Origin of the sequence: Methanosarcina baikalica (assembly GCF_031461075.1) — an archaeon.
GTDB classification, from domain to species: Archaea; Halobacteriota; Methanosarcinia; order Methanosarcinales; family Methanosarcinaceae; genus Methanosarcina; species Methanosarcina baikalica.
The window spans coordinates 57879-72506 of record NZ_JAVKPK010000006.1 but is presented as its reverse complement, the minus strand read 5'-3'; the positions used below and the strand labels follow the sequence as shown (position 1 = coordinate 72506).

Below are 14628 nucleotides of genomic sequence, written 5' to 3'. Positions count from 1 at the left end.
CAACTTAAAAAAGGTTCTATATGGATTGCAATTATTACTGCCGAAAAAAGTTCTTACAGAAACGTGTTCTTATCAACTTAAAACAAATTCTTTAACACAGGACATATAATTGAGGACTCGCCTTTAATAGTAGGAAATACTGGACATGTTCATAATAACAAGTACCAGGTCATTGCTTTTGATATGGATACTGGACTTAATAAGTAGAGGTACGACCCTAAAACAGGATCTTCACCTGTACACGGCATAGCATACGACAATGGAGTAATTTTACGCTTCAACTGATCCTAACGGGACTGTAATCACCCTAAATGCCGAGAACGGTAAGAATATCTGGGAATCGCCTGCCTTACAGCCTCGAGGAAGATCATTCGTTCTTACTTCACCTCCATTTGTATGGGAAGATTACTTGATTCTTGGATCCTCCTTTACAGATGTGGTCCTTCAGGTTGCTCCTGCTACGATGGGGAAAGTAACTGCTCTTGATAAAAAGGGATGTTCGATGAAGACGAAATTGACTGGTAGCAAAAGCAAGATTTGCTCTCCGCAGGGCGATGAACATAAAATCTCTCTTTCTGAGTTCCTTCAAAGATTAGAAGTTGACGAAAGCGGACTCAGCGAGCAGGAAGCTGCAAGGAGACTTCAGGAATGTGGATCCAACGTTCTCGAAGAAACAGGAAAGGAGAGCATATTAAAGAAGTATATCCGACAGTTTCGGAATTTTTTCTCCATCCTGCTGACTGTAGGAGCTATTCTATCTTTCCTTGGAGAATACCTTGATCCTGGGAAAGGGAATCTGTATATTGGAATTGCTCTGGGTGTGGTTGTAATCCTTAATGGAACCTTCACATTCATACAGGAATACCAGGCTGCAAAAACGATGGAAAGTTTTCGGCAGCTTCTCCCTCCCCGTGCAAAGGTTTTAAGGGAAGGTAAAGCCAGAGATGTTCTGGCATCAGAACTTGTTGCAGGAGATATTATCCTTCTTGAGGAAGGAGATAAAGTTCCGGCTGACGGGCGTTTAATTGAGACAAATTCTCTGAAAGTTGATCATTCGACCATCACAGGAGAAGCAGAACCTCAACTACGCTCTCTTGAATGCACTAACTCGGAAATACTTGAGTGCAGAAATATGGTCTTTTCCGGGACGCTAGTACAAAGCGGAAATGGAAAGGCTGTCGTCTTCGGAACAGGACAGAACACCCAGATTGGAAACCTTGCGATACTCACAGAACAGATTTTGAGTGTAGATACTCCCATCCGGAGAGAACTCAACCGCTTTATAAAAATCATTTCTGCAATTGCGATTTTTATGGGGGTAACTTTCTTCATTCTCGCGTTTTTTCTTAAGGATACCTTTCTTGCAAGCCTCATCTTTGCGATCGGAATTATAGTTGCAAATGTGCCTGAAGGACTTTTGCCCACGGTAACTCTTGCCCTTAGTCTGGCTTCCAGGCGAATGGCTTCGCGGAATGCCCTTATAAAGAACCTCGAATCCGTAGAAACTCTGGGCTCAACTACTGTCATCTGTACTGACAAAACCGGAACTCTTACCCAGAACAGGATGGCAGTAAATTCTCTTATTGTTGGTTTTGAAAGTCTCGAACCTAAAATACCTTCAGGTCTCGAAAAAAGGGTTGAAGAGCAGGAGGCAGAAGAAAATACAAAACAAGGCATTGCAGGAAAAGTTACGGGTTCAGGAGCAAAAAGGGTTTATGTTGTAGAAAGTCCCATATGGGACCCTAAAAAAGTGTCTCCTGCTTTAATAAGGGTCGCAGGGCTCTGCAATAACGCAAAACTTCGCGAATTACCTACTGGATACACCGGCGATCCGACCGAAGGAGCACTTCTTGTTTTTGCAAATAGTTTTCAGGATATAAACACGCTTCAGGGTGAATATCCAAGGCTGGAAGAGTTCCCTTTTGATTCCCTGACCCGAAGAATGGAAGTTGTCTGCCACACTCCTGAAGGTAAACTCGAAGTGTACCTTAAGGGTGCTCCCGAAGTGGTTGTGGAGATGTGTGGGGCAGTTATGGATTCAGGAGAAGTTCGGAAACTGGATGAGACTGAGCAAAAAGAGCTTCTTGACCGGCATCTGAGACTGGCAAAAAAAGGAGAACGGGTAATTGCCCTTGCGTACAGGCAAGCAGAAGAACAGAAAGAGTATACCGGAGATTTTATTTTCCTGGGGTTTATCGGGATTGTAGACCCTCCGCGCCCCGAAGCCAGAGAGGCTATTGCAAAGTGTCATGCGGCCGGAATAAAGGTTGTTATGATAACCGGTGATCACCCGGTCACTGCAGAAGCAATAGCGAAAAACGTGGGACTTGCGGATTCCGAAAGCCTTGAAATTATTACCGGAAACGAGCTGGAGTCACTCTCAAGTACGGATCTTTCTTCAAGATTGAAAAACCCGAGCATCGTATTTGCCCGTACTTCTCCTGTGCAAAAATTGAAAATAGTACAACTTTTTCAGGCTGAGGGAGAGATCGTGACCATGACAGGAGACGGAGTCAATGACGCTCCTGCAATTAAGAACGCAGATATGGGGGTTGCAATGGGCAGCGGCACGGACGTAGCTCGCGAAGCTGCGGATATGGTGCTCCTGGACGACAATTTCGCCACGATCGTGAATGCTATAGAGGAAGGCAGAACTGTTTTTGATAATATAAAAAAGTTCATTGTATACATCCTTGCCAGTAATATCCCTGAAGTTCTGCCGTTCATAGCCTTTGTTCTCTTTGCTCTTCCCCTTCCTATGCCAGTACAGCTTATCCTGGCAATTGATCTGGGTACGGATATGTTGCCTGCCATTGCTCTGGGAATGGAAAAAGGAGAAGGAGATATTATGAGAAGGCCTCCAAGAACCAGAGAAGAAAAGCTGCTAACGCCTCAGGTGCTTTTAACAGCTTATGGAATAAAGGGATCGATAGAAGCTGCAGCAGGCTTTTTCTGCTATTTTGCCGTACTTCTTGAAGGGGGCTGGAAATTCGGCGAACAGCTTGCAAACAATAATCCCCTTTATATACAGGCGATTACCGCGTTCTTTTCAGCAGTGATCATCTGTCAGATAGCTAACGTTTTTGCTTCCAGAACCCGGTTTCAGTCAGTGTTCACAATGGGCTTATTCAGCAACCATGCGATTTTGGTAGGGATTGCAACTGAATTACTGATTCTAGCTTTTATTATCTGGAATCCGTTTGCCAATCTTATTTTTAACACTTCGCCCCTTGACCTCAGGTATGTATTGCTTTCCATTCCTTTTGCAATCTTCCTGCTTGGAATTGACGAGTTAAGGAAACATTTACTTAGAAAAAACGTGAGCTGGGCGGCTAGATTTTTAAAGTGGTAATGTAAATGATGGCTAAGAATGATGGCTAAGAATGAACTATAAGGCTTATAATGTGATACAATTTTGGTTGTAGAAAACCTATCTTAATCAGCTGCAAGAAGCTGAAAATAAAACTCAATATTCGAGATCTACGATATTAGGTCGTGTACACGAGTCATGGATCAATTCTGAAAAACGAGCATTGTTACCATGGTTAAGAAAAGTATATAGAGTTTTTACCGATTATGTTTTTAACAACTCACACCCACGATCCGATATTATCCCGAGATAATGTTCAAAGGTTTTGATTCAGTTCCAATAGAAAGACATATATTTTTTTAGGACTTTTAGGATAACACTTTATTTTTTATTTTATAGTAATTGTACAAAATAAAACAAATAAATAGGTAATTAGCTTATTGGAAAGCAATTTTGTATTAAATATAAAAATTAGATTCTAAAAATACAGAGAATATACTATGTATAAGAACTATAATTTCAAGGGAATAATAAATTCTATGGGTCTTGTTTTTGGAGATATCGGAACAAGTCCCATCTATACCCTGACAGTTATATTTCTTCTTACAAAACCTACGGAAGCTAGCGTCGTAGGCGTTTTATCCCTAATTATCTGGACTCTTATTTTGCTTGTGACAGTAGAATATGCCTGGCTTGCTATGAGCCTGGGGAAAAGAGGAGAAGGAGGGACTATTGTCTTAAAAGAGATACTTACTCCTCTGCTAAAATCGGGTAGAATTGCATCTTTAATTACGATATTAGCCTATATTGGAACTTCATTCCTTATTGGAGATGGAGTGATTACGCCTGCAATAAGCATATTGAGTGCTGTTGAGGGAATACGTATTATTTCCGGATTTGAAAATACAGGACAGGGTATTCTAGTTTTAATTGCCAGTATAATTGCAATATGCCTTTTTTCCTTGCAGGAGAAAGGATCTGAAAAAATCGCATGGGCATTTGGGCCGATAATGTTTTTATGGTTTGCAGCCATGGCATCTTCCGGTATTGCCTCAATATTCTATACTCCAACTGTGCTTAAAGCTGTAAACCCTTATTATGCTGTCAGGTTCCTTCTGGATAATGGAATTGCAGGATTTTTTGTATTATCTGAAGTCATTCTGTGTGCAACAGGTGGTGAGGCATTGTATGCCGATATGGGTCATATGGGGAGAGAGCCGATTTTAAAAGCTTGGCGATTGGTATTTTTTGCTTTAGTTTTAAATTATCTTGGACAGGGAGCATTCCTTATTAGAAACCCGGGTTCGAAGAATATATTGTTTGAGATGATAAATCAACAGTCACATCTAATATTTATTCCATTCCTTATCCTGAGTATTATGGCTACCATTATTGCTTCTCAGGCTATGATTAGCGGTGTATTCTCAATCGTATATCAGGGCATAACAACTCGAATAATGCCAATGTTAAAGATTGATTACACATCCGGGGAATTTAAATCACAGATATATATTAGTGCAGTAAACTGGATGCTCCTGATCTCCGTATTACTAATGATACTTGAGTTTCAAGAATCGAGCAAACTTGCTGCTGCATATGGATTGGCGGTTACAGGAACTATGTCGATTACGGGCATGATGATGACTTCGATATTTTATCACAAAAAACAGGTATTGAAGGCTATAATTTCGCTATTTATAACATTTATTGACATAACATTCCTTCTCTCAAATACCTATAAAATACCACATGGAGGTTATTGGTCAATTGTAATAGCAGCTGTTGTATTTTCTCTTTTGGTTATATACACTTCCGGACAAAAGAGACTTTATGAACTGATGGAGAGCATGAAAATTGATAATTTTCTTGAAAAATATAACCGGATATATGCTACTGAAAATAAAATCAGTGGAACTGCCCTTTTCTTTTCACGAGACCTGGATAAAATCCCTAAATACATTTCTCATGTAATGTTTAAGAATAATATCATTTATGAAAATAACATATTTGTTTCAATTGTCAAAAGTGAAAGCCCATTTGGAGTAGAAAGCTCTTTAACAAAAGAACTGACAAGAGGACTGAGCATCTTTGAAATAAATGTGGGATACATGGAAATTATCGATCTGGCACAGATCCTGAAGGACAAGGGTATCTATGAAAAAACAATCTTTTACGGAATAGACGATATATTTACCAGTAATATAGTATGGAAAGTCTTTTCCGTAATTAAAAAAGTTTCTCCTTCCTTTGTCCAGTTCTACAAGCTCCCTCCTGAAGAGCTTCATGGAGTTATGACAAGATTAGAAATGTGAAGTTTATGAATTAATAAACAGAGAGTATTTTTGCAACAAAGTCGGGTTGTCGCCCATCCTGGGTAAAATTAGGTAAGGTTTATCGCACTTATTCTGCACTGTTAAAATTACACTAAAAAGATTATAAACAGCATATAGCACCACACATACCGAATTTTGAAATTGGAATCTGAAAGATCGCTCCTTTCTTCCCACTAAAGCCGAATAGGTGCACAACTTTTCAATTTTTTACGATGCGAGTCGTTTTTTTCGTTGACAATATCCGTTGCAACAATTATTTGTTCTTTTTCATCAACAGCAACCTGACAATTGTAGGAAAGTTTTCATGTTTCCATCTTTATGCTTCATAGTTCGAGCATCGTTGTCTGTGACGTTTGCTTTTTTCAGCTTTTCTTCATCAAACTTCTTCTTAGCAATTTTAATCTTTTCTAATCTTTTCCTTTTGTCAATCAGTTCTTCTGGATTTAGTTTCTCAACTAGCTAAGTCTAAATATAATGAAATCTGGTCTACCAGGCGCCAAAAAATAAGTCATTTGAGAGCGATTTTATGATTTTCAAAAATATACAACTGTCAAAGTGTGCAGAGCCGAAAAAATATAATCCTGAAAAAGTCACTTTCCCGTCACCAGGTTGAAGATCAGCGCCACCCCGGCCAGGGCCATGATCAGCACGATAATCCATCCCAGGACATTACTCGCCTTCGAATTGACGAACTGGCCCATGAAGTCCTTCCTGTTCGCTATAATGATGACCAGCGCCATCACCGGTACCGCGGCCAGGCCGTTCAAAGCGGCTGCGTAGTAGAGGGCTCTTATCGGATTGATCCCGAGCCAGTTGAGGGACATGCCGATCATTGTAGATGCGGCAATCACCGCGTAGAATCCTGGGGCCCAGCCAAGCTTCTTGCCGAGCCCCTCCTTCAGCCCGGCTGTCTCGGCCACGGCATACGCCGACGCGCCGGCCAGCACCGGAACCGCGAGAAGTCCGGTGCCGATAATCCCGGCCGCGAAAAGCAGGTAGGCGAGATCGCCGGCCAGCGGCCGCAGGGCCTCGGCCGCCTGTGACGCCGTCTGGATTTTGGTGACCCCGCCAGCGTGCAGGGTGGCGGCCGTGGTGACGATAATGAAGAACATGATGACCTGAGAGAAAAACATCCCGACTACCGTGTCCCCATCCATCTCGGTCACGCCCCACTGCGTCACTCGGGGTTTCCCGATTCCCATATCGGAGATCTGGCCGTTCACGATTTCCTCCTCAACCTCCTGTGACGCCTGCCAGAAGAACAGATAAGGGGAGATCGTTGTGCCAAGGATTGCGACGATGTTGAACAGGTAATCCGCCGAGAACTCAAAGTGCGGGACCAGCGTGGCGTGAAAAACCACTTTCCAGTCAAGCCTGACGACGAGGGCCGTCAAGACGTATGAGAAGAGGGTCAGCGCCAAGTACTTAAGTATCCTCGAGTAGGTCCTGTACGGAACGAAGATCTCGAGGGCGATAACGGATCCCGTAATGAAGATCAGCCAGAAAAGGAACGGCAGCCCTAGCAGCATCTGCGCCGAGGAGGCCATCGCCCCGAGATCCGCGCCAATGTTGATCGTGTTCGCAATCACAAGCAGCGAGACTGTTACGTAAAGCAGCCGCCTCGAGTAGTGCTCGAGAATAACGCCTGCAAGCCCTTTTCCGGTTACCATTCCTATCCGGCCGCACATTTGCTGGATAACGATCATGAACGGACCGGTGAACCAGACGAGCCAGAGCTGACCATACCCGAAGATTGCGCCCGTTTGCGCATAAGTTGCGATACCAGAAGGGTCGTCGTCAGCTGCGCCTGTAATGAATCCGGGGCCTACATTCCCGAGAAGCCCTTTCAGGGCCTTTAGGAGCCGTAGGGCCATGTTCCCCTGGTGTTGTTGTCTTGGTAGTGGTGATGTGGACTGTGGTGATGTGGTCATGCTTTCCTGCGAGGATGAAAGTTGGCAATCAGGGGCAAGATGAGTATTTAACGGCATTCTGTATTTAGTATTGTTTTATCAAAAATATTCTAGAGGATACCCCTCGATCAATGGTTAAGTTAAAATGTCATTTTTGTCACTTATTTATATCACTTAAATATATAAAATTTATTCAATAGTGTTCCAGTCGCCCCCACTCTCAAAAATACGATCTGGAATGTTTTCTGTGAAATGTAGTTGAGCCTACCCCGAAACTAAGACAATGTTTAAATTATAAACTTACTTCTGAGCTGATCCCAAAACTCAAAATTGCTTCTCAAAATCTCTAATTTGGAATGATCAATTAAGTTTCTGATAATGAAAAATAGTTCTGAAGCTTTACTTCAATCGAATACCTGCAGCTTGCTGCGGGGATGGAAAACTTCCCCGAAAACCTTTGTTAAACTAAACGATTTATATTTTTAGCTACATCTCTAATGTGAATGGAACTACGGCATGCAAATCATCCTGTCTATAAAATCAGGTACAACATGGTTTTTTGTATGAAGTATCATAAAAACCTTCTTTTAGACAAAGAAATCATCCATTTTTGAAAGACATATGCTTTGATCTCGCTTGAATCAGGCTGGTCACTTCGAAATTTGAGATTCTTGAAAAAGTTATTTTTGGGCTTTATAAAATTCACGGATCGCTATATTTCAGTTAGCCGCTTATTAACTGTCACAGTTTTTAACTCTTCTCCTCTCTTTGCCGCTTCACTGACAGATAATCTTCTATGTCCGTCTTGCTGATGCTCTTCACTTTCTCGTGTAGTACGAATTGAAAAAAGGAAATAAGTTTATACAGTTTGTTATATATAGTGATTTCCTTTATATTATGTAACCGCAAATGCCTAATACAAGCCTCTACATCCTTTTCATTGCCAGGAAAATTCTTTTTGGCTAGATTCATTAGTTCGTCATTATCTTTATTATCGATATACTTCATGAATACACATTCATATTAATCGATTTAAGATCTAGTAAACTGCGACATAGAATGTCCATTTCCCTATGAAATGGGACACGCCAAAAATGCTTTTATACCCCAATCCTCGGATGCTTTAATTTCGGTTAATGGAGAGACGGGACTCTTTCGGGAATAGCGCCTGGTCTGAAGATGGAAGCACCTGTGATTGTACTCGAATCAAAATGGGTCGCAGGCTCTCACACGTAAAAAATTCCTGAAGAAGCTGCAAAGCTTGCTTTCAAGCTGATTTAAAATAACGTGAACAACTGAAACGAAAATGAATAAAGACTTTGATAAAGAGAGAAAAAAGGTCAGATGAAGATATCTGAACCTAATTTTAGTTACGGATGACAGTACATTTTGAGATTCGATCCAAAAATTTATATCGCAAAAAGAAACTTCAAGAAATAAGAGCCGCGCTTAACTTAAGCTGGCAGGAATGCGGGGTACGCTGGTATTCCTCCATAGAATTTAGAAAGAATTTATCGGAGTTTTAAATGCACCTTATCGTAACTGAAAAAAATATAGCAGCAAGGAGGATAGCTGCTATTCTGGCTCCAAAAAACCCGAAGAAGGACAGAGTCAGCGGAGTGGACGTATACCGGTATGAGATCGGATCTGATGAGAATAGGCAGGAAACTGCGGTTGTAGGGCTTTCAGGCCATATTGTAGGGATTGATTTTCCCAAAGAGTACAACAACTGGCAGAAAGTGGATGCTAAAGCCCTTATCGACGCCGATATCATAACAACTCCCATCAACCGGAAAATAGTAACTGCCCTTAAAAGCCTGGGAAAAGAAGCAAGCAGGGTCACGATTGCAACTGACTATGACAGGGAAGGGGAACTAATTGGAGTCGAAGCTCTAAATATCATAAAAAAGGTGAATCCTGATGCTCCTTTTGACCGGGTTCGCTATAGTGCAATTATCCCGAAAGCGATAGAAGTTGCATTTTCAAACCCAACAGACGTTGATTTTAATCTCGCAGATGCCGGCCATTCCAGGCAGGTAATTGACCTTGTCTGGGGCGCAGCCCTTACCCGTTACATTTCCCTTGCAGCAGGCAGGCTTGGGAAAATGTTTCTTTCAGTAGGGAGAGTACAGTCGCCAACTCTCTCTCTTATTGTTGACAAGGAAAAAGAACGGAATATTTTTGTTCCAACCCCCTACTGGGAGATCCAGACTGAACTTAAAAACGCAGAAGGGGAAATTTTTTCAGCCCAGCATTCGACCCGGCGCTTTCTGGACAAAGAAGAAGCAACAAAAGCGTTCGAAAAACTGGGAAAACAAGCAGAATTAAAGGAAATAGAAAAAGGAAACAAAACCGACCAACCTCCTATCCCATTTAGTACTACAGGTTTTATCAGCGCAGCAAATGCAATAGGGCTCAGTCCCTCAAACGCCATGCGCATAGCCGAATCTCTCTATACGAACGGTTATATCTCGTATCCCAGGACTGACAATACGGTTTATCCCGATACCCTGGACCTGAGGGCACAGATCGAGATTTTCAAGGAGGGTCCTTTTAAAGAGTACGCAAATGCCCTACTTGAAAAAACAGAACTTGTTCCTACTCGCGGAAAAAAGGAAACCACTGACCACCCTCCTATCTATCCTGCCTCTCTTGCAAAAAATGCTGACTTAAAAGAGGAAGAATGGAAAGTTTACGAACTTGTGGTCAGGCGCTTTTTTGCAACCTTTGCCGGGCCAAGCGAATGGGAAACCATGCGTTTGAGACTTGATATAGAGGGGGAAGAATTCCGGGCAAGCGGAGCAAGGCTTGTAGAGCCTGGCTGGAGATGGTACTATCCTTACAACGCTCCTGAAGACAGGCTGTTTCCGGAACTCAGGGAAGGAGATTCTCTGGAAGTAATAAATAAAGAGATGCTGGATAAAGAAACCCAGCCTCCGGGCCGTTACGGACAGGGAAGGCTTATTAATATCATGGAAGAGCTCGGGCTCGGGACAAAAGCAACCAGGCACGAGATTATCAGCAAGCTCTATTCCCGGGCTTATATCCACGGAAATCCGATTCAGCCCACAAATACCTCTTTTGCAGTAATGGATACCCTTGAGAAATATTCCCCGACTATCACAAAACCGGACATGACAAAGCTGCTCGAAGAAAATATGGACCGAATTGCAGAGGGCAGGGTCAAAGAGGTTGCTGTTCTTGAAGAATCGAGGGAAATGCTTAAACAGGTATTCACCGAACTCGACAAAAACCGGGAAAGAATCATAGAATCCCTGCAAGCAGGCCTCAGGGAAGATAAAATCATAGGCACATGCTCCTTATGCGGAAACGAACTTATGATCCGGCGTTCGAAGAGGGGAGGCCGTTTTATAGGCTGCAATAACTATCCAAATTGTACCTTCTCCCTGCCTCTTCCAAAAAGTGGGCAGATTATAGTTACTGACAAGTCCTGTGAAGCGCACGGGATGCACCATATCCGCATAATCAATCAGGGAAAAAGAGCCTGGGATCTTGGCTGCCCGCAATGCAATTTTATTGAGTGGCAGAAGACTCAGCAGCAAGAGCAGGCGCTACAGCCTAAAAAGGAAAGACCGAAATCCATCAAGGATCTCGAAGGCGTGGGAAAAGCCACTGCAGGAAAACTCGAGGAAGCCGGGATTACAAGTGTAGAAGCCCTCGCAGAAGCTGATCCTATAGAACTTGCAAAAATCATAAAAATTAGTGTAAAGAAGGTTAAAAACTGGCAGGTCTCATGCAACGGCACAGTTGAGGACGCATGAAAATAGTCTTCACTCATGTCGGCTTTTTTATTTTTGCCTGTTTTTAGAGCTCGCCTTAAAACCCTAAATTCTTCTCGGGCTTTGAAGAACTCCCTGAAGAGAACAAAATCAGGGTCTGAAATCAGAGTATGAGACCGGAGTATGATAGTATTTGGCTGTCGACCATCACCTAACTGGTACTTTTAGTTAAAAATATAGCCGGTTAGAAATTTGAATCTAAATTCTGGCCCTTATTAACCTTATTCCCCATACCTAACTGTTCCTGTAACGTCCTTCTTCGTCGAACGGTCTTTACCAGAAGAGAGAAAAAAGAACGTCTCTACAAAGCCCGGAAATTATTTCTAAATTCAAAGAATTTGCTTTACAACTCGCAGGGCTGTGCGCAAACCACCTTCGATAAAACCCTGGAAATCCGAGTAAGCCTCACCACATATATGGATATTTTTATTTGATAGTGGTGAATCCTGTAATGAGAATGCTGTTAACTCTTTTATTGCCTCTTCAGCACGGACGCCAGCTTTCCAAATATGACAACCCGCCTCAAAAGGCTCACGGCTCCAATCTCTTATGCCGAAACAACTTATTAGTTCAGCCTCTTCTCTTATTTCTTTAATATCTGTATTGTCAGGATTTGATCGTAAATACTGAAGGTAACCCTCAACAAGACGTTTATCGAGATTTAATTCTGCCTTTAGATGTTCCTGTTGTTGTACAAATGGCGTCCAGTAGCGCATACTGGGCGGGTCACCATAAACCATTACAATTCCACGTTTACTGCTTCCATCCTTTCTAAAGGCGTAATGAATTTCTCTTGCTGGAGTAGATGAAGCTCGTGTCTGTGGAGGCGTGAATTCATTCCACCAGGGACTCTCATTAACAAAGAAACATTTTACCAGCGGAATGGGAATTACAGAATCTACCAGTTCTCCAATATGTTCAGGTAATAGAGGACGAAGTTGCATCAGAGGACAACGAGGTAATGCCAGAACTACCCGCTTTGCCAGTACCTTAACTGTTGTATTGTCAGTCTTGAACTCGAGTAAAACCCTCCCGTCAGGCTGGGGAAAAAGGGCCGTTAACCTGTGATTAAGATGCAACGAGACCGAAAGTTCAGATCTGGAGTCTAATCTATGGACTAACTCCTGAACAAGGGATCCAGTACCCTGTTTTATGCCAACCAGTCCATCATCCGGATGCAGTCCGCGCAGCCAGAAAATAACCCACTCTGCTGCATTCGGGTTAAAATGAATAACATGGTAAAAAGTTCCACAATGAATGATCTTATTCACTGCACGGTGGCTAAGAACAAGACTGAGTGCATTCCAGAAGCCCATCTCGTAGAGATATTTTCCATTGTAGCTCGCCTTATTACGCACATAGCTGTAGTATTCCTCGTCAAGAGTAGCCCACCAGGCCCGATTCCTGGGGTCATCAGGGTCGTCCATATCTCCGTCGCTTGCATTTAACAGACGCAGAATGCCCAGTTTTAAAAGCTCAAGTGTTGTCAATTTACTTCCAGAGCGCTTACCTCCAGATTCATCATAAGTTAAATCAAAAAGAGAATCAGGGTCATTTGCCGCTGTATAGGGAACGAAGAAGTTCGTCTCCAGACCAAGTTCAGCTATAAGCTCCATGAGTAGAGGCTGTGCAAGCTTCTCAAACCGCATAGGTCCATATTCGGCTAAAAACCCGCCCATTTCTACAGTCTCAATTCGGCCTCCAAAGCGACCTGCAGCTTCAAATAGAGAAATGGTATGGTTAGTGCCTTTTAATTGTTTTAGTTTATAGCAGGTGTAAAGACCTGTGATGCCTCCCCCGACTATGACTGTATCAGAATTAATGATATCAGGCACTCTATCTCTCCCCCTCTCCCAATATTCTTTTAAACAGTTCATCCCTTTTTTTGCAGGTCAAATGTAATTTCCAGCTTGAAAGTGACCGTTCTATGGTGATAAATATAGAAAATGGCCTCTGTCTTTCTCGTTCTATCTTTCTCGATATGATGAATGCGTCTCCTGCAGTAGAATAAGTGACACTTATTTTTTGGTTCTGGTTGATTGTTTTTAATTTAGCTATGCATTATTTATAGTTCTTATGGACTCCTAACCTTGCAGCTTTTTGGGTCCGAGTATTGGTACTTTAGTTAAAAATATAACCAGTTGTAAAGTTGAATCTTATTCTGACCCGTACAACCTTATTCACCATACCTAGTGCATCGATTCCAAATTATGGAAATAAAACTGGACTTTGAAATCAACACTGATCAGTGAGTTTCCCATAAAAACTACAGATGAGCACGGATAAACACGAATTGAAACCATCTGTTTTAATCTGTGTTTATCCGTGGTTTATTGAGGATATATGGAATCGATGCACTAGGATATAATTGGCTACTGTCATCTATTTTATATACAAGTTTAATACTATTTTACATATTAAATTTGTTATTAGTAATATTTGCTATAATCTAGCTATAACACACCAACTACCAGGAATAAAACAATGTGCGTAATATCTCGAAGTGATATTAATCAAAGTGATGAAGAGTGTGAAAAGCTAATATATGAGTCAGTAGTTGATATGTGCAATACCGAGTGGCAAAAAACTCGTGATATTGAAAATAAAGCGACTGGTATTGTTGGTTTTGTGGGTGTAATTTTTAGTTTAACTGTAGCTTCTTTATCTACACTAATAGCATCTGCTGATGCTGTAACTAAAGAAAAAATATTCTCTGCTACATTTTTGCTTATTTTGATTTTGTTAATATTGGTATTTTTTACATCATCTATTTTATGCGGATTAATAGCTCTCAATGTTAGAGATTGGTGGTTTTTGAGAGCCGATGATTTTACTAAATATTGTACAGACAACAAACAACAAAAAAGGAAATGTATAAAAAGATGACCGAAGATATTACAGGCAATATTGTCAAAAATCGTGATCAAAATAGGCAGATTGCTGAATGGTTAAATAGGTCATACTTACTATTTATGATAAGTGTACTTGTGTTAATAGTTTACTTTATTCTGTTGTTAAGTATATTGAAATAAGAGGATATTATGGCAGATGGAGGAAGTAATTTTTCTGGCAAAGATAAAAGAGTCTGGAAAGGATCAAGTGACACTGAACAACGACATCAATTTACAAATCAGAAAAAGGAAGTACCTAAGAACGATAAAAAGTCCAAATAATGAATGTTGACTTAGAACCTATCCGAAAAGTGTTATGACTACTGTTTTCAAAATCATGTTTGTAATAAGTGACCTAAAGCAAGATTTAATTAACTATCATAT

7 protein-coding genes and 2 pseudogenes are annotated in these 14628 nt (G+C 41.5%); 6 read left to right on the top strand and 3 right to left on the bottom strand.

The genetic code is table 11. From position 1 onward, the window contains the following. Positions 1-502: 502 nt before the first annotated feature. Positions 503-3352, top strand: a complete 2850-nt coding sequence (locus RG963_RS02715) for a cation-translocating P-type ATPase (RefSeq protein ID WP_310574743.1) — start codon at positions 503-505, stop codon at positions 3350-3352. A 458-nt stretch (positions 3353-3810) separates the two neighbouring features. Next, positions 3811-5622 (top strand): KUP/HAK/KT family potassium transporter, encoded by a 1812-nt coding sequence (locus RG963_RS02710; protein ID WP_310574739.1) that lies wholly within the window; start codon positions 3811-3813, stop codon positions 5620-5622. Positions 5623-5852: 230 nt separating this feature from the next. Here the strand turns inward: RG963_RS02710 and RG963_RS02705 are convergent. Then, positions 5853-6084 (bottom strand): annotated as a pseudogene (locus RG963_RS02705) (IS5/IS1182 family transposase); the annotation flags it as partial. A gap of 149 nt (positions 6085-6233) precedes the next feature. Next, positions 6234-7517, bottom strand: coding sequence for an NRAMP family divalent metal transporter (locus RG963_RS02700; protein WP_310574738.1), 1284 nt, complete (start codon positions 7515-7517; stop codon positions 6234-6236). A 539-nt stretch (positions 7518-8056) separates the two neighbouring features. Between RG963_RS02700 and RG963_RS02695 the strand changes: the two are divergent. Together RG963_RS02695 and RG963_RS02690 are read left to right on the top strand one after the other, a co-directional pair. Continuing rightward, a pseudogene (locus RG963_RS02695) lies at positions 8057-8187 on the top strand (IS200/IS605 family transposase); the annotation flags it as partial. 892 nt (positions 8188-9079) lie between these two features. Beyond that, on the top strand, positions 9080-11335 hold the full coding sequence (locus tag RG963_RS02690) for a DNA topoisomerase I (RefSeq protein ID WP_310574737.1): 2256 nt from the start codon (positions 9080-9082) through the stop codon (positions 11333-11335). Between the two features lie 347 nt (positions 11336-11682). On the opposite strand, the gene RG963_RS02685 is transcribed toward RG963_RS02690, so the two are convergent. Continuing rightward, entirely contained in the window at positions 11683-13188 is a 1506-nt protein-coding gene (locus RG963_RS02685) for a flavin monoamine oxidase family protein (RefSeq protein ID WP_310574736.1), read from the bottom strand. A 727-nt stretch (positions 13189-13915) separates the two neighbouring features. Here RG963_RS02685 and RG963_RS02680 point away from each other — a divergent pair. Together RG963_RS02680 and RG963_RS02675 are read left to right on the top strand one after the other, a co-directional pair. Further along, positions 13916-14239 carry a hypothetical protein gene (locus tag RG963_RS02680; protein ID WP_310574735.1) on the top strand — a complete coding sequence of 108 codons (324 nt, stop codon included), beginning with the start codon at positions 13916-13918 and terminating at the stop codon, positions 14237-14239. Positions 14240-14394: 155 nt separating this feature from the next. Next, the gene (locus tag RG963_RS02675) at positions 14395-14526 is read left to right on the top strand and encodes a hypothetical protein (protein ID WP_310574734.1); all 132 of its coding nucleotides are present in this window, start codon (positions 14395-14397) and stop codon (positions 14524-14526) included. Positions 14527-14628 lie beyond the last annotated feature (102 nt).